Here is a 26,062-nt window from a genome sequence, read left to right as displayed (position 1 = left end):
GAGCCCACAGTGGCGAGGTCGTCGAGTTGGCCATCCCCGACCACTCCTTCAAGGGCAACCTCGACGTCGACGCGCTGCGTTCGCTGATCGACATCCGCGGCGTCGAGGCCATCTCCTCCGTCCGTATGGAGGCCGGCACCAGCCTCATCGGCGGGCAGCCTTTCTCCGTGCAGAACCTGCGCGAGGTCTCGCAAGTGTGGTGCGTCCATGGCATCCCGCTGGTGCTCGACGCATCCCTGCTGGCGGACAACCTGTACTTCAACACCTACGGCGGCATGTCCGTCCGGGACATGAAGGCGACCACCGTCGGCCTGGAAGAAACCATGGACGAGGACATGATCAATCAGGGCCCCCAGTTCATCGGGTACATGGTCACCGTCCTCGCCGCCGCCCTGTGCGTCTACTCCGGTGTCCACGGCATGGAACGCGGCACCATGTCCGAGGCACGCGACGCCGAGGGTGCCGAACCGCTCGCCGACATGGAACTCGTCCGCCTGGCGATGCCCCGCCGGGTGTTCACACTCTCCCAGGTCAACTACGTCATCCACCGCCTCGGCGGGTTGGAGTGGGAGGAGGCGGACATCCTGCGCTTCTTCTACGGCCGGCTCAAGCCGAAATCCGGCTGGAGCGACACGCTGGTGGCCACGTTCCGCGGGGACTTCGGGGACAGCCTCTGACCTGTGGCGTCTCGGGCGCAGGGGGTTTAGAGTGACCTGACAAACATATGTCGGCAGGAGATCCCCGATGATCATGCCCCACACCTTTGACACGTTCGGATGCCACCTGGCGTCCGCGCTGGCAGAGACGCTTGAACTGCAATCCGACCACCTTCGCGGCGAGAAACTCTACGGCGCGACGCTCGTGCCCGCCACCGACAACCTGATGCCCCGTTTCGCGGTGCTGGAGGATTCCGACACCGCCGGCATGGAAAGCCGCCGAAGGTGGGCGCCGGACGATTTCTCCACCGGCCTGGGCACCCCCCGGCTCAACGACGTCTGCGGCCGGACCCGCGACCTCCGCGACAGCTGGCCCGGCACCAGCGAGGAGTGGCACCACGCCTCCCTCGCCGCGCTTTCCGACGCCCTCGGGTCCCGCGTGGTCCGCCTCACCCTCCGCCGCCTGGGCGCCGACCCGATCCTCTATATCTTCGACGGCGGCGAATGCGGCATCGAGCCCACCACGTTCCGCACGCTCAACGCCGGGCGCGAGTCCGAGCCCTACTACCTGCAGGCGGCGCGCTGCCTCCTCTGAGCGGAATACCCCGCCGGAGGGTTACCGGCGGATCACACCGCCGACACCGCGGCGGCACTGAACCCGCCGAGCGGCTCCCGGCTGACCCGGAGCCCACCGGGCCCGGCCCGCAGGCTCAGGTGGGCCTCCCAGACCGGGGAGGCCTGCGGATGATCCGCCCGCCGGTGCGCACCGCGGGATTCCGTCCGTTCCCGGGCGGCGTGCGCGACCAGCAGCGCGGTGGTGTGCACGGCGGTGGCGTCGAGGGCTGCGTCGTCGAGCGCCGTGGTGCCGGGCAGGTCGGCGAGGGCCCCGACCGCGGCGTCCAGACCATCCGCCTCCCGCAGCACCCCGACGAGGGTGTCCATGATCTCGTTGATCCGGGGTAAGGCGGCCGGGTCGGTGAGCTCCACGACGCGGCGCGGCACGGGCAGGCCTGGTTCTAACGGGGGAAGGTCGCGCAACCACCGCCCCAGCCGGTCGCCCATGACGAGCGCCTCGGGCACCGAGTTGGAGGCCAACCGGTTCGCCCCGTGCACGCCGGTGGCGGCAACCTCCCCGATCGCGAACAGGCCGGGCACCGTCGTGCGCCCCTCCATGTCGGCGGCGACCCCGCCGCAGAGGTAGTGGGCGCCGGGGCGCACCGGGACGGGTTCGACCACCGGGTCAACGCCGCGTTCGCGCAGCATCGCCAGGATGCCGGGGAACTTCTCCTCCCAGGCCGCCGGGCCGAAGTGGCGGGCGTCGAGAAGCAGGCACTCCTCCCCCGTGGCCGACAGGTGCGCGTGCATCGCGGCGGAAACGACGTCGCGCGGGGCGAGGTCGCCCAGCGGGTGCACGCCCGCCATGACGCGGCGGCCGGCATGGTCGACGAGGACGGCGCCCTCCCCTCGCACCGCCTCAGAGATGAGGACGTCGCGCCCGCCGGTGCGGGGCTGGCCCGCGCGGCGGTGGAGAACGGTGGGGTGGAACTGGGTGAACTCGAGGTCGCGCACCGCCGCGCCTGCCCGCCACGCCATGGCCAGCCCGTCGCCGGTGGCCACCGCGGGGTTGGAGGTCAACGTCCAGGCCTGCCCCGCCCCGCCGGTGGCGAGTACGACGGTGGACGCCAGCAGCTCGCCGATAGCGCCGGCCCCGTCCCGGACGCGCACCCCGGACGCGGCGCCGCGGGCGTCGGTGAGCACGTCGACGGCCCGCAGGCCGGTGCGCAACCGGACGCTGCAGCCCGGCTGGTCGAGACGTCGGCGCAGGGCGTGCAGGAGCGTGCGCTCGACCTCCCTGCCCGAGCCGTCACCGCGAGCGTGGAGGATGCGGCGGGCGCTGTGTCCGCCCTCGAGGTGCAGGTCGTAGCTGCCACCCGCCCGGTCGAAGCGGGCGCCCAGCTCGATGAGGCGGCGCACGACCCCGGGTGCCGATTCGACGAGAGTGCGCACCGCCGACGGATCGCACAGCCCCGCCCCGGCGGTGAGGGTGTCCGCGATGTGCGCTTCGGCGGTGTCGGCGGCGTCCCACACCGCCGCCAGCCCGCCCTGTGCCCAGTCGGTGGCGGATTCGGCCGGGTCGGTGGCGCGGGTAAGCAGTACGGCGGGAATGCCTGCCTCGGCGAGGTGGACAGCGACGGTCAGGCCGGCGGCACCGGAGCCGACGATGACCACTCCGGTGGACCGCCGCCAGGTGGGCTCGGGCACCGGAAGCAGGCCGGTGGTGCGGATGGGTGTCATTGCTCCTCCTCAGGGTTTTCGACCGACAGTCGAAAACTGGGTCACATGCTAGCATCCGGCTCGTGCACAGCCCCAGGAACCCCGGCCCCCTCCGCGACCCGCGGGGCGTGGCCAAGTTCCGCCACGAGGCCGTCGCGGTGGTCCTGCGGGTCGGACTCCCCGACCTCGCCCCACCCCGGCTCGAGGTGCTGGCCCACCGGCGGCGACGCCCTCCCTTCGAGGGAGGGTGGGCGCTGCCCAGCGGCCCCGTCGAGGTCGACGAGACGCTCGACGAATCGGTGCTGCGCCACCTCGCGCAGCGGACGGGAGTGGCCGCCCCCGCCCACCTGGAGCAGCTGGAGACCCGCGGCACACCCGGGCGCGACCCGTGGGACCGGACCATCGCGACCGCCTTCCTCGCTCTCCTCCCCTGGTCCGGGACACCCGGCCCCGGGGACGACCTGGCCTGGCTGCCGGTGGCGGAGCTGCCGGGGATGGCCTTCGACCACGGCGAGCTGACCCGGGCAGCGGCGGAACGGCTGCGGGCCAAGCTCTCGTACACCAATATCGCCTTCGCCCTGGCGCCGGAAACCTTCACACTCGCCCAGCTGCGCGACGCCTACTCGGCGGTGCTCGGACACGAGGTCTCGGCCACCAACCTCCAACGCATCCTCACCCGGCGCGGGCAGCTCGCGGCGACCGGGGAGCGCGCCGTCCCCGGCGCGGGCGGCGGCCGTCCGGCTCAGCTGCACCGTTTCACCCGCCGCGAACTCACCGTCACTGACCCCTTCGCCGTGCTGCGGCCCTGAGGGGTCCCGCCTCGGCCAGACGGGGCCCACCTCCGCACGGCGGAGGATCCGAGCTCCCCTGACTACCCAAGCCCCTACAATCACTTAAAGTATGACCACCTGACGCCACATGAGTCGCACAGTTCCCTGCAGTCACATTTTGATCGTGACGCTCGGAAAAAATGCACATCAAATCCGGAAGAATCACCCAATTTACCCCCAGAAAGGGTTGAAAAAGATATTATCTTTTAACGTTTCTTCAGCACCCTCCCCCCTCCGCCGCCTTTCCCGGCTGAAGTGACCTACCGTTTGAAGCGCAGCAAGTCCCACCAGTCACAGCAGCATCAGTCTGCGGCCGCCACCAAAGGGTCCGACCCCGGCGAAAACCCAACCGACACCCATCCCTCACAAAGGAAAAATATGTTCACCCCCCGTATCGCAGCAGCTGCCGCCGGCGCATCCATCGCTGCCTCCGCCCTCCTCGCCCCCTCCGCCTTCGCCGCCGAGATCCTCGAGATCGGGGACAAGTGCTACATCGAAGAGGTCGTCACCCAGGAGGAGGTCGTGGGCACCCGCACCGTCGCCGAGCCCGCCGCACACCAGGGGGACTGGCAGGTCGGCGAGGTCGAGGGCCCGGAGGGCTGGACCTTCGACCACACCGGTGCCTCCGGCACCTCCGACGACCAGGCACAGGGCGGCGGGATCATCACCGCCGACATCCCTGCGGGCACACCGGCGGGCGAGTACACCGCGACCGCCTACGACTTCAGCTACTCCAAGAACCAGGTGTCCGAGATCATCACGTTCACCGTGGTCGAGGAAGAGGTCACCGAGAGCCGCACCTGGACCGAGCGCGAAGAGGTTCCGTGCGCGGGCGGCGATGACAGCGCGTCCGGTGACGAGAGCGGCTCCGGCGCATCCGGCGACGAGAGCGGCTCCGGCACCTCCAACCAGCAGGCGGGCTTCGTGGACCACAAGGTCCTGGCTCAGCAGCAGGCAATGAATGCCCCGGCACCGGCCGCCGGGGCCGCTCCGGCCGCGGTCACCCCCTCCGCAGAGCAGGTCACTCCCGCCCCGGCCGCCCAGCAGATGCAGCTGGCCAACAACGGCATCGGCGGCACCCTGACCGCGCTGGCCGTGGGCCTGCTGGCCGCAGCCGCCGGCGCCGGCCTGCTGCTCAAGCGCCGCGCCAACTAACAACCACGTAAAACCGCGTCAGCGCGGCACGGGACCGAGAGGTCCGTGCCGCGCTTTCCCGTTTCCGCCCTCTCCGGCCTGCTTCCGGCTTGGAGGGGACCGGCTGTCAGTCCGTGACGAGTTCCCAGGTCAAGATCCGGGCCTCGGACGAAGGGTCGCGCAGGACCGCGGTCTCCCGGTCGATCCGGACGAGCAGGTACACCTCCGCGATCTGCTCGACCAGGCCGCCGCCCCATTCGGCGACCACGACGGCGTCGGAAAGCTCGGTGTCCAGGTCCAGCGCGTCGAGCTCGCCGAGCGGGTCCCCTGAGGAGCCCTCCCCGAGCAGCCGGTAGGCGTCGACGTGCACGAGCGCGGGACCGCCGACGGTGGAACGGTGCTCGCGGGCGATGACGAACGTCGGGGAGGTCACCCTCCCCTTGACCCCCAGGCCGCGGGCGATGCCCTGGGTGAAGGTGGTCTTGCCGGCGCCGAGCGGGCCGTCCAGGATGACCACGTCGCCGGCTTCCAGCGCGCGGCCCAGCTCCTCCCCGAAAGCCTGGGTCCCGTCGGCGGTGCCCAGCTCGCGCGATCCCGACCGCGGGAACGACGACTTCACAGCTGCACCCCGCCCTCGTAGACGCGGGCGGTGCGCCCGGCCGGGGTGCAGATGATCTCGTAGTTGATGGTGCCCGTGGCGGCGGCGAGCTCGTCGGCGCTCATGCCGCCCTCCCCGAAGAGGACGGCCTCATCCCCCGGGGAGACGCCGAATTCGTTGGCGCCCAGGTCCACCACGATCTGGTCCATGCACACCCGCCCGACCTGCGGATAGAGTTTGCCGCCGATGCCCACACTCAATTTTCCCTGCCAGGAGCGGGGTACTCCGTCGGCGTAGCCGGCCGGGACGACCGCGAGCCAGCCCGGTTCCGTCGCGGTCCAGGTGTGCCCGTAGCTGGTGGATTCGCCCGGCTGGATGGGTTTGACCACCGTGATCCGCCCGACCCAGCTCATCGCGGGTTTGAGTCCGTGGTCCAGGCCAGCGACCGGCTCGAGCCCGTACATGGCCAGGCCGACCCGGACGAGCTGGTGGTGCAGGTCGGGGCGGGTCAGGGTTCCGGGCGAGTTGCACAGGTGGTTGACCGGCACATCCAGGCCCATCCCCCGGGCCAGGTCGATGGCCCGCCGGAAAGCGGCGGCCTGCTCGTCGTTCGCCGGGTGCTCCGGCTCGTCGGCGCAGGCCAGGTGGGAGAACAGGCCGGTGACGGTGAGGTGTTCGGCGTCGCGCAGCAGGGTGAACACCTCCGCCCAGTCTGTTTCGTCGACCCCGGAGCGGTGCAGCCCGGTGTCGACCTTGACGGTGACGCGGGCGGGGACGGCGGCGTCGACAAGCGCCTGTGCATGGCGCAGCGAGGGGACGCCGAGCTGGACGCGGAGTGCGAGCGCCTCCACGAGATCCTGCTCCGGGGACCAGATCCAGGCGAGGATGGGCTTGCCGACTCCCGACTCCCGCAGCTCGACCGCCTCGCGCAGGGTGGCCACGCCGAAACTGTCGGCACCGTTGGCGGCCATCACCTCCGCCACCCGGCCGGCGCCGTGGCCGTATCCGTCGGCCTTAACTACCGCCATGAGCTGGGTGTCACCCACCAGCTCCTTGAGCAGGCGGGTGTTGTGGGCGATGGCGTCGAGATCGATGCGGGTGGCGAGAAGATCCATGGGTGACATTGTGCCACCCGGCGCGCGCCAGTCACGACGACGCCGCCCCGTCCCGCGCGGGGGCGGGACGGGGCGGCGTCGACAAGCGGCGGCTACACCCGCTTAATGTCGGCGATCTCGATGGACTCGTAGGGGCGGGTGAAGTTGTTCAGGCGCGGCACGACCGCACCGATCCGGTAGCTCTCGACCTGCGTGGCCCAGGCGGTGAGCAGTCCGTGGATCTCCAGCTTGGCCAGGTCCTGGCCGGCGCAGGCGTGGATGCCGTAGCCGAAGCCGATGTGGTCGACGGCGTTGCGGGTGATGTCGAAGACCTCGGGGTTGTAGAACTTGCGCGGGTCCATGTTGGCGGAACCGTAGAGCAGGGCAACCTGGGAGCCGGCGGGGATTGGCGCGGCGACCGAAGACCGGGGCGGGGGTGCGCAGGCGGATGACTTCGGCCAGGGCGGAGGGGACCAGCGAGAGATCCTCGCGCAGCTGCTGGAACTGCTCCTGGTTCTGGCCGAGCAGGACCAGCGCGTTGCCGATGGTGGTGATGGTGGTGTCCATCCCGGCCTCGACCCGGTCGGCCGCGTGGTCACGCTCGATGACGGCGGCGAGCTGACCTACGACGGCCTCATCATCGCCACCGGTTCCTTCGCACGCCGCTTCACCGACTCCACCCACGAGTACACCATCCGTTCGCTCGACGACGCCGCCCGCCTCAAGGCCAGCCTCACCGGCCGCCCCAAGGTCACCGTCATCGGCGGCGGCCCGCTGGGCATGGAGGTCGCCTCCGGCGCGGTGGGCCTGGGCTGCGACGTCACCCTCGTCCACCCGGGCACCCCGATGGAACTGCACCTCGGCCCCCTGCTCGGCGGGATACTCACCCAGGCCGCCCTCGAACACGGGCTGAACGTCATCGACTCCCTGGTCGCCTCTGTCCGCGAGGACGACGGGGGCATGGTTGTCGCGCTCGCCGACGGCACCGAGCTCAACTCCGGCATCGTAATCACCGCCGCCGGCGACCTGCCCAACACCGCCTGGATCGAGGGTTCCGGGCTGCTTGTCGACGGCCGCCTCATCGCCGACGGGCGATGCCGGGTCACCGACTCCATCGTCGCCGCGGGCGACGTCGTGTGGATCGACCACGGTCAGGGTCCGCGCCGCACCCCGATCTGGACCGCCGCCATCGAGCAGGCCAAGGTCGCCGCCGCGTCGCTGATCCAGGGCGATGACGCCGAACCTCTCGACTTCCAGTCCTACTTCTGGACCGACCAGTGGGGCCTCAACCTCAAGATGTCCGGCCCCATCCCGCAGGGCACCAACCCGGCGGTGATCAAGGGTTCCCTGGATGAGCGCTCGGCGGTGCTGCACTGGCCCGAGTCCGGCACCGCCGCCGCCCTGAACATGCGCATGCAGATCCCCCGCCTGCACAGGCTGGCCGCGACCGAGGCGGCGACGGCTTAACCCAGCTGACTGCGCAACCGGGCCACCTCGGCTTTCAGCTCCGCGATGTCGCGGCGGTAGAGGTCGATCCGCTCGTCGACCGCCGCGCCGTCCCAGCGCGGGGTGATGTTGCGGGAGCAGTTGGCGTCGACGTCGGTGACCTGCACGATCACGGCCCGGTCGATCCGGCGCGGCATGCCAGGTACCTCCCCCAGGCGCGCGATCAGCTGCGGGTCGTCGGCGGCCTCCACCGTGCGGGCGCGGCCGAAGACCTTGAGCCGGCGCCGGGTGGGAAAGTCCACGAAGAACAGGCACACTCGGCTGCCGGCGTCGAGGTTGCCCAGGGTGACGAACTGCCTGTTTCCCGGAAAATCCGGGAAGACGAGCGTGCGGCCGTCAGGCACCTGCACGAAGCCGCGCGGCCCGCCCTTGTGCTGGGTGTAGGGCCAGCCGGCCTCCGTGACGGTGGACAGCAGGAAGAAGTCCGCCTCCCGGATAAGCCGGCGGTCGCGGCCGTCGAGAAGAAAAGGCGCGTCCCCCGGCGGGTCGATCCGGTTGTCGGCTCCGACCTCCCGCTGCCGCGCCCGCACCCGCGGCCCGAAGGCGAGGTCGGCGTAGGTGGTCCTCCTCTGCTCCGGCACGGCTACTCCACCGTCACCGACTTGGCCAGGTTGCGCGGCTTGTCGATGTCGTCGTTGCCGCACGCCCGGGCGATGTCCGCGGCCAGAAACTGCAGCGGCACGGTGGCCAGCAGCGGCTGCATGATGGAGGAGGTCGCCGGGATGCGGATGAGCCAGTTGGCGTAGGGCTCCACCGACTCGTCGCCCTCCTCCGCGATGACGATGGTCTTCGCGCCGCGGGCCCGGATCTCCTGGATGTTGGACACGATCTTGGAGTGCAGCAGCTTCACGCCGCGCGGCGAGGGCACCACGACGACCACCGGCAGGTCGTCCTCGATCAGCGCGATGGGGCCGTGCTTGAGTTCGCCGGCGGGGAAACCCTCCGCGTGGATGTAGGCCAGCTCCTTGAGCTTCAGCGCACCCTCAAGAGCGACGGGGAAGCCGACGCCGCGGCCCAGGAAGAGCATGGTACGCACCGCGCCGAGATCATCCGCGATATCTTTGACCTGTCCCTTCACTGCCAGGAGCTGCTCGATCTTGGCGGGGATCTCCTCCAGCGCGTCCCAGATCTCCCGGATCTCGTCCGGGTACTTGGTGCCTTTGGCCTGCGCCAGGGCAAGACCGACGATGTAGTTCGCGGCCACCTGCGCGAGGAATGCCTTGGTGGACGCCACACCGATCTCGGGGCCGGCGTGGGTGTAGAGCACCGCGTCGGATTCCCGCGGAATCTGCGAGCCGTTGGTGTTGCACACGGACATCACCTTCGCGCCCTGGGTCTTGGCGTGGCGCACGGCCTCCAGCGTGTCAGCGGTCTCGCCGGACTGGGAGATCGCGAGCACCAGCGTGCGCTCGTCGAGCACCGGGTCCCGGTAACGGAACTCGGAGGCCACCTCGATCTGGACCGGGATGCGCACCCAGTGTTCGATGGCGTACTTGGCCAGCAGGCCGGAGTGGTAGGCGGAACCGCAGGCGACGACGAAAACCTGGTTGATGCTCTTCAGGTCCGTCTCGGAGATGTTGGACTCGTCGAGGATCACGCGCCCGTCGTGGAAGTGGCCGGCGAGGGTGTCGCGGACGGCGGCAGGCTGCTCGTGGATCTCTTTCATCATGAAGGAGTCGTAGCCGGCCTTCTCCGCGGCGGCCAGGTCCCAGTCGATGGTGAAGGGGCGGCCCTCCGCGGCGGATCCGTCGAAGTTGAGGACCTCGTAGCCGTCGGCGGTGATGACCACGACGTTGTCCTGGTTGAGCTCGACGGCTTCCTTCGTGAACTCGATGAACGCCGCGACGTCGGAGCCGAGGAACATCTCGCCCTCGCCGACGCCGACGATCAGGGGCGTCGAGCGGCGCGCCGCGATGATCTGGCCCGGGTGGTCGGCGTGGGTGAACAGGAGGGTGAAGGCACCCTCGAGGCGGCCCAGCACGGCGAGGGCGGACGCGCGGAAATCACCGGCGGTCTCCCCCTCGTTGTAGGCACGGGCCAGCAGATGAGCCGCCACCTCGGAGTCGGTCTCGGAGGCCAGCTCGATGCCCGCCGCCTCCAGCTCCGCGCGCAGCTGGGCGAAGTTCTCGATGATGCCGTTGTGGACGATGGCCGCGCGCCCGTCGTAGGACAGGTGCGGGTGGGCGTTCTCGTCGGTGGGCCGGCCGTGGGTGGCCCACCGGGTGTGCCCGATGGCGGTGGTGCCCTGCAGGCCGTCCTCGCCGACCTCGGCGATCCTCTCCTCCAGATTGGCGAGCTTGCCCGCCCGCTTCACCAGGGAGATCCCCGAGCCGTCCGCGACCGCGATGCCCGACGAGTCGTACCCGCGGTACTCCATGCGTCGCAGCGCCTCCAGGGCGATGCTCAACCCCTGCTGTTTACCGACATATCCCACGATTCCACACATGGGGGAAATCGTAGACGAATCGGCCGGTCCCGCGACAGGTATACCCCGCTTATCGACGCCCGCCCCTCCCCCGTCCCTGCCCGGCACGCTCGCCGTTTTCCGGCAGTGTGACGTTCGCGACCTCACGGCCGGGCTCTTCCACTATCCTGGGTTTCGTGTCTGCGAATCTGAAGAAGCACCTGGCCCAACTATCCAAGCGCGGCCCGCACCGCGTCCTCGTCGGCGATCTCAGCTACGCCGGAATCGAGGGCAAAGTTTACGCACCCGCAGAGGGCAACAGTGTGCCCGCCGTCGCCTTCGGACATGACTGGCTGAAGCCGGTGAAGACGTACCACGCCACCCTGCGCCACCTGGCGAGCTGGGGCATCGTCGTCACCGCCCCGGACACCGAGAAGGGCTTCCTCCCCGACCACCGCGGTTTCTCCGCGGACCTGGAGACCGCCCTGCAGATCGCGGCAGGCGTGAAGCTGGGCAACGGCAAGGTGACCGTCGCTCCGGGCAAGCTCGGCGTCGTCGGCCACGGCATGGGCGCCGGGGCCGCGATCCTCGCCGCGGCGAACAACCCCCGCATCAGGGCCGTCGGAGCCCTCTACCCGGCCGACACCGCCCCGCCGGCCTCCATAGCCGCCCGCTCGGTGAAGGCGCCGGGCCTGGTGATCGCCCCGGGACGCGCCGACATATTCGGCGCCGGCGACCCCGCCAAGGTCGCCTTCAACTGGGGCGGGGAGGTCGCCTACCGCGAGATCAAGGGCGGAAACCAGGCCGGTTTCACCGAGGACAACCTCCTCAAGATGGCCATCGGGCTCGGCATCCCCCAGATCTCCGGGCAGGAGACCGCCCGCGGCCTGCTCACCGGATTCCTCCTGCACAGACTGGGCGGCGAGCGCAAGTACTCCGACTTCTCCGAGGCACTCGCGACCGCCAAGGACGTCGAGTCCTTCGCCGGCGCCGAGCTGGCCGACAAGGCCGGCATCAAGCTCACCACCAGCACCAAGTTCTAACCCTTCCGCAGCAGCCCCTGCACCCTGCCCCTGGCCGTTCCCGGCCGGGGGCGTTGCTGTACGCCGTCCGGCGTGGCCGGGGATGCCCGGGTCTCCCGCTGCGCCAAAGGCGCTGTGGGCGGCGTGACGGCCTTCTCCACGCGCTGCTGCGCCTGGGCTAGTGCCTTTTCGAACTCGACCATGCGCTGCGTGGTCCTCTGACGGAACTGCCGCGAGAACTCCTCGAACTCCATCACCACTCACCTGCCTTCCGGGCGCCGCCCTGCGCTGAAACCGGCTGAGGCTCGGGTACAGGAGCCGGTACCGGTGCCGGTGTCTGCACCGGCGCCAGGTTCTGCTTCGGTGGGGGTGGCGGTTCAGGCACGTCGGCCAGGTTCTGCTTCGGTGGGGGTGGCGGTTCAGGCACGTCGGCCAGGTTCTGCTTCGGTGGGGGTGGCGGTTCAGGCACGTCGGCCAGGTTCTGCTTCGGTGGGGGTGGCGGTTCAGGCGCAGGTTCCGGCATAGGAGCGGGGGCAGGTTCCGGCGCAGGAGCGCATTCCTCCAACGCACTGACCACCAAGCCGATGCCGAGGAGGGCGACACCCGCGCCGACGAGTCCAAGGATTCCGCAGCAGTCGGCGGTTGGTGCGTCCCCGGTTTCAGACGGCGGCGGTTCCAGTGGTTTCTTCGACGGTGCGGGAGACTCGGGGCTGTCGGGCGCCTCTGGGGCGGGTTCCACAGCCTGTGGCACGGTGGTCTGTTCCAGTGGTTTCTTCGACGGTGCGGGAGGCTCGGGACTGTCGGGTACCTCTGGGGCGGGTTCCACAGCCTGTGGCACGGTGGGTGCCTCCTGCGCGGGGACCTGTGGCGGGGGCACGGCCGAGAGCGGTGCTGGGGCCGGTACCGGGGCGCCTCCGGCGCAGACGACGTCGGTGCGGGCACAGGAGGCGGGTTGCTCGCAAACAGTGGTGCCGCGGGCGAGGAACTCGTCGAGGCAGGAGGCGACGGCGGTGTCGCGGTCGCGGCAGCAGTCGAGGATGGTGTTGCCTGCCGAGTCGATCAGCTCTGCCCCGGCGGCGACGCACTCGGTGAACTCGCGGGGATGGGCGACCGGGTCGACCTGATTCAAAAACGCGCACAATTGGGTGATCACGGCGCGGAGGGCGAAGACAATCTCTTCGATCCCGGAGTCCGCCACGTCCTCGATGTCGCGCAGGGCCTCCCCGGCGTCCTCCGCGCCCTGTGCGATGCCTTCGCTGTCGTCGCGGTTGTTGAACCAGTCGCTGACGTTGTCGGCCACCCGGCCCAGGATCTCACCGAAGGCCGCCTGCGAGAGGAAGGTGAACACCGTGTCCATGAGTTCGCCGCGCACCCCCGAGGTGCTGGACACGCCGACGGCGGCCCGGGTGTGCGCCACGAGTTGCGCAGAGTCGAGCCCCTCGGTGGAGCTGAGAACCCGGGCGAGCACGTCCGCGGGGACCGCGGGCCCCCGGTAGCTGCCGCGGGAGGCGTGCGCGAGCATCTGCACGATCCCGCGGTATCCGGCGGCCGCCAGTGGGGCGGGCATCAGCGCGCCCCGCCCAGCTCGTCGGCCAGATGCTCATCGACGTCGCGCAGCACCCGCACCTGGGCGGCTGCAGCGCGGGCGGTGGCCCGGACGGCGTCGATACGCTCGGTGCCGGTGGCGTGCAGGCGCTGCAGCATGGCCGCGATCGCGGCGGCGGCGGGCAGCGCGGGGCTGGTGCTGGTGTGTCGGGCGAGTTGTTCCTCACCGTCGGCGACCAGGCGGTTGAGCGAGTGCAGCGCCCCCGCGTGGTCGAGGAAGAGCTCGGACATGAAAAGTCCCCCTTGCAGAAGTCCATGGCTGGTGTGTCACCATCATTGGACTGCTGAAGGGGGCGAAAGGTTCCCGGCGGGGTTAAACCGCCGCGACCACCGCGGCGAGACGGCCGGCGACACGGCGGGCCTGCTCGCTCTCTGTGGCCTCCACCATGACGCGGAACAGCTGCTCGGTGCCGGAGGGCCGCAGCAGCACCCGGCCGGTACTGCCCAGCTCGGATTCCGCCTCAGCCATCGATTCCTGGACCACCGCGGACTCGAGGATTGCGGTCTTGTTGGCCACCGGCACGTTGATGAGCACCTGCGGCAGGACCGTCATCACGCCGGCCAGGTCCTTGAGGGACTGCCCGGTCTCGGCCATGCGCGCCATGAGCTTGAGGCCGGTCATGGTGCCGTCACCGGTCGTGCAGTGCACGGGCAGGACGATGTGGCCGGACTGCTCGCCACCCAGGCGGTAGTCACCTGCGTTGAGCTCCTCGAGGACGTAGCGGTCGCCCACCTTGGTCTCCAGCATGGTGATGCCCTGCTCCTCCATGGCCAGGCGCAGACCCAGGTTGCTCATCACGGTGGCCACCAGGGTGTTCTTCCGCAGCTCGGACTTCTCCTTCATCGCCACCGCGAGGACGGCCATGATCTGGTCGCCGTCGATGATGTTGCCCTCCGCGTCGACCGCGAGGCAGCGGTCGGCGTCGCCGTCGTGCGCCAGACCGAGGTCCGCGCCGTGCTCGAGAACGGCCTTCTGCAGCTGGTCCATGTGGGTGGAGCCGCAATTGTCGTTGATGTTGTAGGCGTTGGGGCGGTTGTGGATGGCGACAACCTCGGCGCCCGCCGCCGCATACGCCTTGGGGGCGACAGAAGAGGCCGCGCCGTTGGCCGCGTCGACGACGACCTTGATGCCGGACAGATCCACCGGGGTGGCCTCCGCGAGGTGCTTGAGGTAGCGGTCCTTCGCGTCCGGGGCCTCCTCGATGACACGTCCCACGCCGGTACCGGTCGGGCCGTCGTCGGGCAGTTCCGCCATCGCCGCCTCGATCTCGTCCTCCACCGAATCGGGCAGCTTCCGGCCGCCGGCGGAGAAGAACTTGATGCCGTTGTCGGGCATCGGGTTGTGCGACGCGGAGATCATCACTCCCATGTCGGCGCCGTAGTCGTCGGTGAGGAAGGCGACAGCCGGAGTGGGGAGGACACCGACCCGCAGCACGTCCACGCCCCGGGACGCCATGCCGGCGGACAGCGCTGCGGCCAGCATTTCACCGGACACGCGCGGATCCCGGCCGACGATCGCGGTGGGACGTCGGTCGCTCGCGGCCCGGTCCCGGGTAAGCACGTGCGCGGCCGCCGCACCCAGCTGAAGTGCCATGGATACAGTGAGATCCTTGTTCGCGAGCCCGCGAACGCCGTCAGTACCGAAGAGTCGAGTCATGCCCAACATTATGCACGTGCCCTGCCCGCGGCACCTATGCGGGGCGCCGCCGCGTCGCGTCCACCCCCGCAGCCTCTCCAGCCCGGGTCTGCTCCCGGAAACGGCGAACGCCGCCCCACCGGGAGGTGGGACGGCGTCGACAAGCGAAGGCGGAGCTTAGCGCTTGGAGTACTGCGGGGCACGACGTGCCTTGTGCAGACCAGCCTTCTTACGCTCGACTGCGCGGGCGTCACGGGTGAGCAGGCCGGCCTTCTTCAGGGCGCCCCGGTCAGCCGGGTTGTACAGGTTCAGTGCACGGGCGATGGCCAGGCGCAGAGCGCCGGACTGGCCGGTCGGGCCGCCACCGGAGATGTTGGCCTTGATGTCGAACTGGCCGTTGCGCTCGAGCAGCTCGAGCGGCTGGAGGATGTCCTGCTGGTGCAGCTTGTTCGGGAAGTAATCCTCGAGCGAGCGGCCGTTGCAGGTGATCTCGCCGGAGCCGGCGACCACGTGGATGCGGGCGATGGCGCGCTTACGGCGGCCGACGGTCTGAATCGGGCCGTCGAGCTCGATCGGGGCTGCAGCCTCGACCTCGTCCTCGGTGACCTCCGGAGCCACGGCGTCGCCGATGGTGTAGGCGAACTCCTCGGTAGCGGCGGCGGCGGCCTCGATGTCGCCGGCCTCAGCCACGTTCAGGTCCTCGTTCTGGTTCTGCTCGGTCACTGTGCCACCTGCTTGATCTCGTAGGTCTCGGGCTGCTGGCCGGCGTACGGGTGCTCAGAGCCAGCGAAAACGTGGAGCTTCTTCACAGAAGCGGCGGAGAGCTTGTTGTGCGGCATCATGCCGGTGATAGCTTCCTCGATCACGCGCTCCGGACGGGTGTCCAGAGCCTTGCCCAGGGTCATGGAGCGCAGACCACCCGGGTAACCGGTGTGGCGGTAGCGCATCTCGCGGTCACGCTTGTTGGAGGACACGTGAACCTTGTCGGCGTTGATGACGACAACGTGGTCGCCGCAGTCAACGTTCGGTGCGTACTGGGGCTTGCCCTTGCCGCGCAGCAGGTCAGCTGCGTGGGTGGCGAGTCGGCCCAGCACCACGTCGGTGGCGTCGATGACGTACCACTTACGGGTGATGTCACCGCTCTTCGGGTGGTAAGTAGACACTAATGACTCCTTAAAAGTCTGTCTGGGGCTGCCGGCCTGAAAAGGCTTCGAGTGTACGTGTCTGGGACGCGGCGGCCGGTGGAGACCCGCGCACAGCGCACACAACCACGTCAGCTTATGGGATTCACCCGGCAAAACCCAAACCGCGCCCGACCACGCTCCTCCCGGGGAAGAAGCAGATCGGACGCGGTGGATGGAGTGTCTGCGGGCGTGCTGGTGCGTGCGGCGGCCTGCCCGGGCCACAGCACACCGGGCCCCCTCCCGGTGAACAGGTCCGCGTCTGCCCCGTGGGTACGGGTCGGTCGGGCCGGGGTCCGTTCAGCTGCGCCCGGCCAGCGGGATCAGCCCCAGCTGGCGGCGGCCTGCCGGTTAACGTCGCTCATGCGGTCGTTGCCCTGGCTGACTGTGCGGGAGATGGTGGCCAGGATGGTATTGAGTTCCGCGGCGGAGCGGTCCCATTTCGCCTGGGCTTCCTGATACGCGAGGGCGGAATCGCCCTCCCAGGTCGCGACCATGGGCTGCAGCTGAGACTTGAGGTCGTCGAGCAGCGCGTTGATCCTGCCCGAGGTGGCGTTGATGTCTGCGGCGGCGGCCTCGATGGCGCCGAACTGGTACTTGATTGCGTCCATGTGTTCCTTAACCCTTTCGTGTTGGCCGGCGCGCCCTAGAGCGCGAGGCCCTGGCCGCCGACGCTGGTGAAGGCCTGGGCGTTCTGGGCCTCCATGGATTCGAAGCCGCGGGCGTTGTGGCGGATGTTGTCCGAGATACTGGTCAGCGCCTCGCGCAGCTCACGCCCGGAGGCGTTCCACCGCTGCATGAGCTGGTCGAAAGAAATCTGGGCGTTACCCGCCCAGCTGGCGCGGACGCCGTCGACGACGCCCTGCAGGCGGGTCAGCTCGCCCTGCACTTCATTGTTGGTGGTGTCGACATGGCCGGCGGTTGCCAGCATCACATCGGCTTCGGTCCTGAACAGTTGGGTCATGGTGTTCGCCCCTCCCGAGATGGTGTGAAAGTGATTCAGGCGCCGGGGCCCCTCCCCGGTCGTTCCCCCGAGAAGGCCGCGGGATGCGCCTTCTCACTACTGTTGGACTCCGGAAATGGCGCCCCGGTTCCCGGCCGGGCGAGAATTCTTCCGCCGGCAAGGTTTCCGCAGTTCAGGCCCCTCCGGTGAGTTCGACGGAATCAACCGCCATGCGGCAGGCGGCCTCCTGCGGGATCGTCGGGGACTGGCGGGTGTGGCAACCGACCGACATCTGGTGGCCGTGCTCGATCCAGGTGCTCCAGGTGACTTCTGAACCGTCGCCGGGCAGCTCGCGGTAGCGGATGATCCGCAGCCCCCGCGCCGCGCGTTCGGGGTCCAGCGGGTGCAGGGTGGCGTCCGCGTCGATCATGGCGTGGATCTGCGCTTCCACGGCTTCCGCCGGCACCGAGTACACCGGATCCGCGGCCAGGTGGATGCGCAACCCCGGATCCTCCCCGGTCGCCATCAGCCCGTCGCCGCGGTCCTCCAACCGGAATCCGGCCGGCACGGCGACCCGCAGCAGTTCGTGTTCCAGCACCGCCTGCGGCGGTGCTGGTTCGCTGCTGGTCGACGGCGGCGTGCTCGCCGTGGTCCTGGCCGCGGCCGCCCCGGACGTCGCGGTAGTCTCCGGGGTCGCCGACGGTTGCGTCGCCGCCTCCTGCGAGGGGCCGGGCTGGCCGCCGACGACCCACCAGCTCAGCCCCAGGATCGCCGCCACCACCGCCGCGACGACCAGGTGGAAGGGCTCGACCCCGGCGCGCAGCCGGTGGCGGCCGGAGCGTCCGGACCGCCCGGTGGGGCGGGTGATCGTCACCTCACCGTCCGGTTGCGGCAGCGCCGTCTCGTGCAGCACCTCGCTGGGGTAGGCCGCCACGCCCTTGTTCAGCAGGGTCCGGGTGAGCACCTCGGTGGTGGGATCGTCGGCGTCGACGATGATCTCCACGTCCGGCCAGTCGAGGCTGCACAGCTCTTTCGCCTGGTCGATCACCGCGGCCAGGGCCCAGCCGTCGATGATGCCGGTGCCGGGTAGGTCGTAGCGGTAGACCGTGTCGGGGCCTTCGAAGATCGTCGCGCTGTCGAGGACCGTGATGGTCAGGGTCCCGGGGACCGCCGGGGCGCTCACGGCTGCTCCCCCGTGGTGGCCACCTGGCACACGCCCACCGTCTCTCCGCGGATCTGCCAGGTGCCCCGGCCCGGTGGTTGCGCGACGGGGCGGATGCCGAAGATGGTGCCTTCCTCCCGGTCGGCGTCGAGAAGCAGCACCGCCGGGGTCTGGTCGCGGACGCCCGACAGGAAGGGGCCGAACAGCGCGCGGCCGATCCCGCCGGATTTGCGGGCCAGCACCAGGTGCAGCCCGATGTCCCGGGAATGCGGCAGGAGTTCGGTGAGCCGGGTGAGTTCGTGCTCGGCCACGAGGTCGAGGTCGTCGATGACCAGGTAGATCTCCGGGCCCGCCCACCAGTCGCGGGCCGCGAGCTGCGCCGGCGTGATGTCGGGGCCGGGCAGCCGGGCGCTCAGGGTCGCCACCGTGTCCTTGAGCACCGCCGCGGTGGCGGTGGTGGTGGCGGAGTACGCGGCGAGCATGTCCTCGTCCACGGACCCCAGATGTGCGCGCCGGTGGTCGACGATGACCATGCGGGCCGCTTCCCGCCCCAGCTGCGCCACGCCCGCCATGACCGTGGCCAGCAGCGTGGACTTTCCCGCCCCCTGGCCGCCGACGCACAAAAAATGCGGGCTGCCCGCCGGATCCCAGGCGATGGTGGTCAGGCGCGGACCGCCGACCGCCAGGGCGATCCCCGCCGCCGGCTCCAGATCCGGCACCCGGACGTGCGTCGGCAGCACCCGCAGCGCGGGCACCGGTTCCTGCCCGGCCGCGGCGGCGGTGATGTGCGCGAGGTCCTGGTTGGAACTCAGGGCGATCAGCATCTGCCGGCCGTGCTCGTCCAGGCCCCGGCCCGGGAGCGCCGGGAGTTTCTGCTGCGCCTTCCGGTCGATGAGGGAATCCATCGCCTCGCCGAGCTTGAGCTCGATGCGGCGGGTGATCAGGTCCCGGATCGCCGGGCGCAACACCGTCCACCGGGGTGTGGACACCACCAGGTGCACGCGTTTCGACGGCCCGTCCGCCGCCAGCGACGTCAACGGGTCGAGCAGGTCCTCGAAATCGTTCGCCACGGCGTGCCAGCCGTCCACCACGAGGAACGTGTGCCGCTCCTCCGGTTCCTCCACCAGACCGGCCACCTCGTCGACGATGCGCCGGACGCGTTCCGGGTCGCCGCGCCCGGCCACTCCCGCGACGTGCGGCAGCCGGTTGAGGGTGGCCAGCTGGTCACCGCCGAGGTCGATGACGTAGAAGCGGACCGATGCCGTCGCGTGCGTGGCCGCCAGCGACGCCACGATGGTGCGCAGGGCGGTCGACTTCCCCGTCTGCGGGCCGCCGCACACCGCGACGTGCCCGCCGCCGGCGGAGAGATCAAGCACAAGCGGGTCCTGCCGCTGGTGGTAGGGCAGGTCGATGATGCCCACCACGGCCGCCAGCTCTCCGACGTGCTCCGCCACCCCCGCCAGTTCCACCGTCGCCGGCAGCGGCGGCAGCCACACCCGGTGCGCCGACTGCCCGCGGAGGCGGGCGGTGGTGCGGGCGCGGTCGACGACGGCGTCGAGAAGCGTCGTCGAATCGTCGATGACCGTCGGCGCTGCCGGGGCCTGCTCGAACTGCTCCCAGCCGGTGAACAACGCAACCCGGCCCGGCGCGCCCGGCAGCGCGGCCACGTCACGGCGCTCCAGCGGGCCGGAGACGTACGCGGCCTGGAAACGGGTGAGGTCGTCGGCGTCGTGTCTGAGGAAACCCGCGCCGGGTTGCGCCGGCAGGTGGTGCGCGTCGGTGACCCCCAGGACCTGGCGCGATTCGGCGGCGGAGAACGTTTTCAGGCCGATGCGGTAGGACAGGTGGGAATCCAGGCCACGCAGCCTCCCCTCCTCCAGGCGTTGGCTGGCCAGCAGCAGATGCACGTGCAGGGACCTGCCCAGACGCCCGACCGCGACGAACAGTTCCGCGAAGTCCGGGTGGGCGGCCAGCAGCTCGGAGAACTCGTCCACCACGATCACCAGTGCCGGGAGCGGGTCGAGGTCCTCGCGTCCGCCCAGGCGGGCGGTGGTGTAGTCGGTGACGTTGGCGAAGTTGCCCGCCTCGCGGAGCAGCTCCTGCCGGCGGTTGAGCTCGCCGGAGATCGCGTCGAACATGCGCTCCACCAGCACCACCTCCTCCGACAGGTTGGTGATCACCGCCGACGTGTGCGGCAGCCCCTCGCAGCCCAGGAATGTCGCGCCGCCCTTGAAATCCACCAGCACCAGGTTCAGCTCGTCCGGGCTGTGGGTCGCCGCCAGGGAGACCACCAGGGTGCGCAGCAGTTCCGATTTTCCCGAGCCGGTGGCGCCGATGCACAACCCGTGCGGCCCCATCCCGCCGTGCGCGGATTCCTTCAGGTCCAGCCGGACGGGCACTCCCTGCGGCGTCGTCCCGATCGGCACCACCAGCCGCTGACGGGTGAGTTCCCGGCCCGGCCACATCGTCTCCGGTGTGAGCTGGTCGATGTCCGCCAGGCCGATGAGGGAGGTGAGGTCCCGCCCGCCCGCACCCGCGGCGGCGTCGTCCGGGCGGCGGAACCTGGTCAGCGCCCGCCCGAGGATCACCGCCTCCTCCGGCCGCAGGCGGTCGGCCACCCCGAGCTTCTCGACGCCCGCGGCGGTGTGCGCCGACAGCTCCCCGTCCGCGGTGAGCGCGAGCCCCTCCTGCTCGGCGCGGACACCCAGCGCCGTGGTGGCGCGGGAGCCGACGTCGATGATGGTGGTCCATACCGGGTCGTCGATGTACGGCTCGGTCCCGGTGGTCGTGGTGTGGTCCACCACGAGGATCCGGTGCCGCGCCTGCTCCGGACGGCGGGTGTGCGGCAGCCACTTCAACCAGTCCCACCCTGACCCCATCACCTCCACCGACACGCTCTCCGGGCCGTGCGCCACCACCAGCTGCGCCACCATCGCCCGGGCCAGGTCGCCCGCCCCCGGGCCGGCGATGCCGACGAACCGGAACGCCTGCAGCTGCACCGCCACCGGCATCCCCGGGCACGTTCCCACGGCCTTGACCGTGCGCCGCAGGCTGACGGCGCACACCGGGTCCAGGTCTTCGGCCGCACCCGCGTCCGGCACCTGCACCGGGGTGCACAACGCGGTGTCGCCCAGTCCGATGCGCACCTCGAGCGTGTCCGCGTCCCCGGGTCCGCGCTCCCACAGCCGGCGCCCGTCCACCTGGGCCCGCAGATCGCCCGGTTCCGGGTGCCGGTGGAACTCGTGCGCCCGCTGCCGACCGGCATTGGCCAGCGCCTTCTCCCGCAGTGCCCCGAGATGGCGCAGGTAGGTCCGCCTGGTCTCATCCACGTCCTCGCCCTGGGGCGGGGAGAACATCATGAGCATGGACATCCCCAGCATCAGGGGCAGGATGAGCATCATCGGGTTGGCGCCCGCCCCGCCGAGCATCATCAGGCCGACCATCGCCGCCATGCCCGCGACCATGACCACGGGCATGAGTATCCGCAGCATCGGCACCGGCGCCGGCCGGTTCGCCGCCGGGACCGGCTCCGCGTTCAACGTGCCCTGCGGCAACGGCGGGGCCGGTTCCCGCTCCGCGGGCGTGATCGGCTCCACGACCGCGCCGACCGTGTCACTGACTCCGAGCAACGACATCGATGATCCCCCCTCATAGTGGCCCCGGTGTGCATCCCGCCTGCTGGTCACCCCAACCAGAACAGTGGACATCGCGGGCGCACGGGCGCTTGCCCGACATGTTAAGGCAGGGATCCGGCACGCGCCGGGTGGACAGACCCGCCCGCCCGGGTGACAATGCCCCGTGAAGCGGTCGCACAGGGGGTGTGCCCGCACGCACCGGAACAACTCTGGGGGTTGGCAGTGTCCGTTGACCATGTCCTTCGTCTGACCGTGCGTTTCCAGGTCGGCGGCTACCACCGGGAGGCGGATGTCGCCTTGCCCGCGGGGTCGGCGCTGGCGGACGTCATCCCGGAGATCGTCGCCCTGGTGGGCGCGCCACGGATTTCCCGGCCGTGGCAGGCGATGACCGCCGCCGGAACCACCCTGGATGCCGCGGTTCCCCTGCACCAGACCCAGCTGGACCACGGTTCGGTGGTGGTGCTCACACCCCGGCACGAGGCGGGTGCGCCGGTGGTGCGGGATGCGGCGGAGGCCCTGGCGGAAACCGCGGATCTGGCGGACCCGGCGGGGCTTGCCGCGGCCGGGGCGGTGTCGGGCGCAGCCGCGGTGCTGGCCATCGGCGCGGCGCTCGGGCCGGCGTCCCAGGCGCTGGCGCTCGCCGCGGCCACCGCGCTGTCTGTCCTCGTGCTGCGGCGCGGCATCCGGGTTCTGGCCCCGGTCGCGGTCGTGCTGGCCGGGCTGTCGGCGGCGGCCGCCGTCCTCGAGGCAGCCCGCCCGGAGGAGGTCGCCCGGCCGGCGACCGTGGGGCTGGCCGCCTTCACCGCGCTCGGCGCCGCCGTGGTGGTCCTGCTGTTCACGGTGGCCATCGACGGCATCGGCACGCGGACGGCCGCCGCGTCGGCGGCTCTGCTCGGCACGGGTGCCGTGGCAGCGGCCGGGGCTTTCCTGCCCTCGCAGGCGGCGGAACCGGGCACCGCCTCCGCCGCGCTGGTGCTGGCCGCGGGTGTGGTGCTGATGGGGCAGTTGCCGGGTCTGGCGGTGCGGGGCGCGGGCCTGCGGGTGCCCCGGCTGCCCACGGCGGGCCAGGACCTGTCTGTGGCGGACGAGGCTCAGCCGGACGTGGGCACCCGCGCCCGGCGTGCCCGGGAGCTGCACGAGGGAGCGGCGATCGGATCGGTCGCCGCCATGCTCCCGGCGCTCGTCGTCGTGGGCGGCCACGGCGGGGGTTTCGCGCAGGGCCTGTGCGTGGCGGTGGCCGGAGCGGTCCTCCTCCACGCCGCCCGCCACCGGCAGGCTGCGACGGCCTGGTCGTGGATGGTGGTGGGCCTGACGGCGTGCGTGTGCTCCGCGGTGGCGGCGGCCGAACCAGGGCATCCGGCCCAGTGGGCGGTGGCTCTCGCCGTGGCCGCGGCGGGGTTGACAGCCCCGGTGTGGGCGCCGAAGGTGCCGGACCTGGAGCCGACAGCCGTGGTGTGGTGGGAGCGCGCGGAGTCCCTCGCCCTGGCCGCCTCCCTTCCCCTCGCCGCCCATCTGGCCGGTTTGTTCCTGCTGATCAGGGGCCTGGGGTGAGGCGTGCCGCGCTCTGCGCCTCCCTGCTCCTGCCCGCCGCTTTCCCAGCGGCGTTCCCGATCCTGCCCCCGGCGGCGGCGCAGGCCCCGGATGTGGCCTGCGCCCGGCCGGTCGAGGCCCCCGCGCCGGCCGAAGTTCCGCCCAGTATGCACCGGATCGCGCGGGGGGAGGGCGTGCGCGTCGCGGTGGTCGACACCGGGGTGGCGGCCCATCCCCATCTGCCGGTGGAACCCGTCGCCGACCTGGTCAGCCCCGCCTCTCCCGACCCGCACCTGGACTGCGACGGCCACGGGACGGTTGTCGCCGGCGTCGTCAACGGGGTCGCTCCGGGCGCCCTGATCCTGAGCGTCCGCCAGTCCAGCGCCCACCACCGGCAGGTCGACGGCGGCCCGGCGGGCACCCTCGCGAGCCTCGCGAGCGCGATCCACCGGGCGCTCGACGCGGGTGCGCACGTGATCAACACCTCCGTCGTCTCCTGCGTCGACCCGGCGGTACTTCTCGACGCCCGCCCGCTCCACGAGGCCCTCCACCGCGCCGAGGCGGAGGGGGTGGTGGTCGTGGCGGCGGCGGGGAACCGGGGCTCCTCCTGCCGACCGGGGATGGTGGTCTACCCCGCGCATGAGGAGACGGTGATCCCGGTGGCGGCGGTGCACCCGGACGATCCGCACTCGGTCGCCGACTACGTCATGCCCGGTGCCGGGCAGGTAGCCGCGCCCGGGCGGGTGGAGGTGGGGTTGTCGCCTACGGGGCACGGATGGGCGTCGGGCATGGTCGACGCCCGGGGGCAGGAGACGGGTTTCGAGGGGACGAGTTTCGCCGCCCCGGTGGTCTCCGGGGTGGCCGCCCTGTTGCGGGAACGCCACCCGCAGGACTCGGCGGCGCAGATCCGGGACCGCATCCGTCAGGCCGCGCAGCCCGGGCACTGGGTGGTGGACCCGTACGGCGCGCTCACCCACCTGCCCGGCGACTACGCCGTGGCGGAGCGGACCATCGTGGCAGCTCAGAAAGAGTCGGCGGAGGATCGGGCGCCCGCCCGGGCCGCCGTCATCCTGGCGGGGCTGGGGGCGGCGCTGCTGCTGGGGGTACTCAGCGGCTCAGTCCGACGCCCTGGGCGTAAGGCGTGAGGAAGTCCAGGCTGCCCATCTTCCACGTTCCCCAGATAATGAAGAGGAACACCGCCCAGATGACGGCGATGAGGATGGCTACCACCGTGATGCGGAAGAGCTGGGACTGCCGGTTGAACCAGAAGTAGAAGCGGTCGTACTGGTGGACGCCGGCGCGGAGCAACCGGCGGGCCCACCTCTGCTCGAAGGAAAGGATGCCCACGCCGAGGAAGGTGGTCAACCACCCCTGGCCGGGCAGGGGGATGGTGATCAGTCCGAGGATGAGCACCGACCAGCCGAGCACGAGGGTGAGCGGGCGCACCAGGTAGCCGTAGCGGCCGCCCTTGGCCTTCACGTGGGTCTGCGCGAGTCTGTCCACCCGGCGGTAGACCATCTGTCGCATCGAAGCCATATATGTACAACGAACCAGTCCCCTCTCTGGTTCCGGAGCGAAGATCACACTTGTGGGCTGATCAGTAGGCGGCCCGCAGCGCCGCCTCCGGCGTGAGTTCGGCTCCCTCCGGCAGCAGGCGGATGACCGGCCAGGGGGCGGGGGCGGGGTCCGTCAGGCCCAGCGCGGCCAGTCCCGCCGCGTGCGGGACGGGGTGGCGCAGCCCGGTGGCGTCGATGACGTGGCGGCCGTGCCCGGTGTCCACCGCGACCGCGGCGGGCAGCCCGCCGAGGAACTGGTCGGCCACTCCCCCACCCGACAGCGCGATCGGGCGGTGCTCCGCGGGCCGAAGTGTGGTCACCTGCCCGTCGCCGGTGGCGCACACCGTCTGCTCAGCCGGGTCGATCCACATCGGCGCCAGGGCCGGCAGGGGCAGGTGGTAGGGGGCGTCGGGGTGCCCGGCCAGTTCCGCGCGGGGTGCGGCGCGCACCGCCACACCCGCGTCCGCGAGCGCCTGCGCCTGCACCGCGGTGAGGGGAGCGACCCCCGCGGGCAGGCGCGCCCACGTGCTGGTGCCGGTGTCGAGGATCTCCTCGGGCAGCACCCCGGGAAGAGTGAGAGGATCGCGTTCCGCGGCGGCGTTGAGCACCTCCGCGGGCGGGGACCACCGGGGTGTGCTCTCGGTGACGCCGAGCGCCCGGCGCACGATGCGCCCCTCGGGCGATTCCGGGTGCGGGAGCTGCCGGCGCCCCTCGGTGGTCAGCAGCCAGTCCGCTCCCCCTGCGGTGGCCAGCACCCCGCGGTGGCCGCCGAGCGGTGCGACGAGGTCGCCGACGGCCACGGTGACCGTTCCCTCCCCGTGGCAGGCGGACCAGCTCAGTTCCGCCCGGTCCCCGCCCCCGAGCGCGGCCGGCGCGGGGTGGATGCCCAGGGGCGCACCACGGTCGGTGGCGGCCAGCAGGTCGTCCCCGATGCGGGCCGGGTCGAGGGGTTCGCCGACGATGAGGCGGGCGGAGGCGAGGTTGGCCACGGGGTGGACGCGGTCGTCGACACGCACGAACAACGCCCCGCCGCCCGTCTGGAGGATGGGAGCCTCCCCGGGGTCGGCCGCCGGACGCAACCAGGCGAGCAGACCCGCACCGGCCGCGACGAGGACCGTGGCCACCAGACCGAACATCATGGCCCGGCGGCGCGCGGCCAACGGATCGTGGATCATCCGGATGTCGCCGAAGACCAGTCCGTGCTCCACCCGGCGGCGCAGGAACCGGTGCCCGGTCACCTGCGCCCGCGTGGTGGGCAGCAGTGCAGAACCCACGCCATCTCCCCCTTGATGACTG

At 71.0% G+C, this 26,062-nt stretch carries 26 protein-coding genes; 8 read left to right on the top strand and 18 right to left on the bottom strand.

Features of this window, described 5'->3' with window-relative positions:
• Positions 1-26 precede the first annotated feature (26 nt).
• Together B840_RS02145 and B840_RS12815 are read left to right on the top strand one after the other, a co-directional pair.
• The gene (locus B840_RS02145; protein ID WP_052491057.1) at positions 27-677 is read left to right on the top strand and encodes a beta-eliminating lyase-related protein; all 651 of its coding nucleotides are present in this window, start codon (positions 27-29) and stop codon (positions 675-677) included.
• Between the two features lie 67 nt (positions 678-744).
• Positions 745-1,251 carry a hypothetical protein gene (locus B840_RS12815; RefSeq protein ID WP_052491056.1) on the top strand — a complete coding sequence of 169 codons (507 nt, stop codon included), beginning with the start codon at positions 745-747 and terminating at the stop codon, positions 1,249-1,251.
• Positions 1,252-1,283: 32 nt separating this feature from the next.
• Here B840_RS12815 and nadB read toward each other — a convergent pair whose 3' ends face one another.
• The gene (gene nadB, locus B840_RS02135; RefSeq protein WP_084602717.1) at positions 1,284-2,951 is read right to left on the bottom strand and encodes an L-aspartate oxidase; all 1,668 of its coding nucleotides are present in this window, start codon (positions 2,949-2,951) and stop codon (positions 1,284-1,286) included.
• A 62-nt stretch (positions 2,952-3,013) separates the two neighbouring features.
• On the opposite strand from nadB, the gene B840_RS13940 reads away from it, so the two are divergent.
• Positions 3,014-3,739: an NUDIX hydrolase gene (locus tag B840_RS13940; RefSeq protein WP_042620761.1), complete on the top strand. Its 726-nt coding sequence runs from the start codon at positions 3,014-3,016 to the stop codon at positions 3,737-3,739.
• A gap of 399 nt (positions 3,740-4,138) precedes the next feature.
• Entirely contained in the window at positions 4,139-4,915 is a 777-nt protein-coding gene (locus B840_RS02125; RefSeq protein ID WP_042620760.1) for a hypothetical protein, read from the top strand.
• A 106-nt stretch (positions 4,916-5,021) separates the two neighbouring features.
• Here the strand turns inward: B840_RS02125 and tsaE are convergent, their stop codons facing one another.
• The 3 genes from tsaE to B840_RS13665 form a co-directional block, all read right to left on the bottom strand.
• Complete coding sequence (tsaE, locus tag B840_RS02120) at positions 5,022-5,513, bottom strand: tRNA (adenosine(37)-N6)-threonylcarbamoyltransferase complex ATPase subunit type 1 TsaE (RefSeq protein ID WP_042620759.1); 492 nt, start codon at positions 5,511-5,513, stop codon at positions 5,022-5,024.
• Entirely contained in the window at positions 5,510-6,607 is a 1,098-nt protein-coding gene (gene alr, locus B840_RS02115) for an alanine racemase (protein ID WP_042620758.1), read from the bottom strand. Before alr ends, tsaE begins: the two co-directional genes overlap by 4 nt.
• A gap of 92 nt (positions 6,608-6,699) precedes the next feature.
• Entirely contained in the window at positions 6,700-6,948 is a 249-nt protein-coding gene (locus B840_RS13665; RefSeq protein ID WP_052491055.1) for a cytochrome P450, read from the bottom strand.
• A gap of 229 nt (positions 6,949-7,177) precedes the next feature.
• On the opposite strand from B840_RS13665, the gene B840_RS02105 reads away from it, so the two are divergent.
• The gene (locus tag B840_RS02105) at positions 7,178-8,053 is read left to right on the top strand and encodes an NAD(P)/FAD-dependent oxidoreductase (protein WP_052491054.1); all 876 of its coding nucleotides are present in this window, start codon (positions 7,178-7,180) and stop codon (positions 8,051-8,053) included.
• On the opposite strand, the gene B840_RS02100 is transcribed toward B840_RS02105, so the two are convergent.
• Positions 8,050-8,673 (bottom strand): pyridoxamine 5'-phosphate oxidase family protein, encoded by a 624-nt coding sequence (locus tag B840_RS02100; RefSeq protein WP_042620757.1) that lies wholly within the window; start codon positions 8,671-8,673, stop codon positions 8,050-8,052. The genes B840_RS02105 and B840_RS02100 overlap by 4 nt on opposite strands.
• A gap of 2 nt (positions 8,674-8,675) precedes the next feature.
• Positions 8,676-10,538 carry a glutamine--fructose-6-phosphate transaminase (isomerizing) gene (gene glmS, locus B840_RS02095; protein WP_084602713.1) on the bottom strand — a complete coding sequence of 621 codons (1,863 nt, stop codon included), beginning with the start codon at positions 10,536-10,538 and terminating at the stop codon, positions 8,676-8,678.
• Positions 10,539-10,693: 155 nt separating this feature from the next.
• Here glmS and B840_RS02090 point away from each other — a divergent pair, with 155 nt between their 5' ends.
• Positions 10,694-11,539, top strand: a complete 846-nt coding sequence (locus tag B840_RS02090; protein ID WP_042620755.1) for a poly(ethylene terephthalate) hydrolase family protein — start codon at positions 10,694-10,696, stop codon at positions 11,537-11,539.
• Here B840_RS02090 and B840_RS02085 read toward each other — a convergent pair.
• The 10 genes from B840_RS02085 to B840_RS02040 form a co-directional block, all read right to left on the bottom strand.
• The gene (locus B840_RS02085; RefSeq protein WP_229676549.1) at positions 11,536-11,721 is read right to left on the bottom strand and encodes a hypothetical protein; all 186 of its coding nucleotides are present in this window, start codon (positions 11,719-11,721) and stop codon (positions 11,536-11,538) included. The two genes, B840_RS02090 and B840_RS02085, sit on opposite strands and share 4 nt — an antisense overlap.
• A gap of 50 nt (positions 11,722-11,771) precedes the next feature.
• Positions 11,772-13,085, bottom strand: coding sequence for a hypothetical protein (locus tag B840_RS02080; protein WP_042620754.1), 1,314 nt, complete (start codon positions 13,083-13,085; stop codon positions 11,772-11,774).
• A complete protein-coding gene (locus tag B840_RS02075) occupies positions 13,085-13,354 on the bottom strand; it encodes a hypothetical protein (protein WP_042620753.1) in 270 nt (89 codons plus the stop codon). Before B840_RS02075 ends, B840_RS02080 begins: the two co-directional genes overlap by 1 nt.
• Positions 13,355-13,436: 82 nt before the next feature.
• Positions 13,437-14,780 (bottom strand): phosphoglucosamine mutase, encoded by a 1,344-nt coding sequence (glmM, locus tag B840_RS02070; RefSeq protein ID WP_042620752.1) that lies wholly within the window; start codon positions 14,778-14,780, stop codon positions 13,437-13,439.
• 156 nt (positions 14,781-14,936) lie between these two features.
• A complete protein-coding gene (gene rpsI, locus B840_RS02065; protein ID WP_042620751.1) occupies positions 14,937-15,482 on the bottom strand; it encodes a 30S ribosomal protein S9 in 546 nt (181 codons plus the stop codon).
• Positions 15,479-15,922: a 50S ribosomal protein L13 gene (gene rplM, locus B840_RS02060; RefSeq protein WP_042620750.1), complete on the bottom strand. Its 444-nt coding sequence runs from the start codon at positions 15,920-15,922 to the stop codon at positions 15,479-15,481. The genes rpsI and rplM overlap by 4 nt, the downstream gene beginning before the upstream one ends.
• Before the next feature lie 341 nt (positions 15,923-16,263).
• Positions 16,264-16,551: a WXG100 family type VII secretion target gene (locus tag B840_RS02055; protein WP_042620749.1), complete on the bottom strand. Its 288-nt coding sequence runs from the start codon at positions 16,549-16,551 to the stop codon at positions 16,264-16,266.
• A 35-nt stretch (positions 16,552-16,586) separates the two neighbouring features.
• Positions 16,587-16,904 (bottom strand): WXG100 family type VII secretion target, encoded by a 318-nt coding sequence (locus B840_RS02050; RefSeq protein ID WP_042620748.1) that lies wholly within the window; start codon positions 16,902-16,904, stop codon positions 16,587-16,589.
• 172 nt (positions 16,905-17,076) lie between these two features.
• A complete protein-coding gene (locus B840_RS02045; protein ID WP_042620747.1) occupies positions 17,077-18,066 on the bottom strand; it encodes a type VII secretion-associated protein in 990 nt (329 codons plus the stop codon).
• Entirely contained in the window at positions 18,063-21,680 is a 3,618-nt protein-coding gene (locus B840_RS02040; protein ID WP_042620746.1) for a type VII secretion protein EccC, read from the bottom strand. Before B840_RS02040 ends, B840_RS02045 begins: the two co-directional genes overlap by 4 nt.
• Before the next feature lie 222 nt (positions 21,681-21,902).
• Here B840_RS02040 and eccD point away from each other — a divergent pair, with 222 nt between their 5' ends.
• Entirely contained in the window at positions 21,903-23,231 is a 1,329-nt protein-coding gene (gene eccD, locus B840_RS02035; protein WP_052491052.1) for a type VII secretion integral membrane protein EccD, read from the top strand.
• Entirely contained in the window at positions 23,228-24,355 is a 1,128-nt protein-coding gene (locus tag B840_RS02030; protein ID WP_052491051.1) for a S8 family serine peptidase, read from the top strand. The genes eccD and B840_RS02030 overlap by 4 nt, the downstream gene beginning before the upstream one ends.
• Here B840_RS02030 and B840_RS02025 read toward each other — a convergent pair.
• Positions 24,318-24,746 (bottom strand): TIGR02611 family protein, encoded by a 429-nt coding sequence (locus B840_RS02025; RefSeq protein ID WP_042620744.1) that lies wholly within the window; start codon positions 24,744-24,746, stop codon positions 24,318-24,320. The genes B840_RS02030 and B840_RS02025 overlap by 38 nt on opposite strands.
• A gap of 61 nt (positions 24,747-24,807) precedes the next feature.
• Positions 24,808-26,040 carry a type VII secretion protein EccB gene (gene eccB / locus B840_RS02020; RefSeq protein ID WP_042620743.1) on the bottom strand — a complete coding sequence of 411 codons (1,233 nt, stop codon included), beginning with the start codon at positions 26,038-26,040 and terminating at the stop codon, positions 24,808-24,810.
• Positions 26,041-26,062 lie beyond the last annotated feature (22 nt).

This window comes from Corynebacterium marinum DSM 44953 (genome assembly GCF_000835165.1).
Classification (GTDB): Bacteria; Actinomycetota; Actinomycetes; order Mycobacteriales; family Mycobacteriaceae; genus Corynebacterium; species Corynebacterium marinum.
This window is presented reverse-complemented; position numbering and strand designations above follow the sequence as displayed.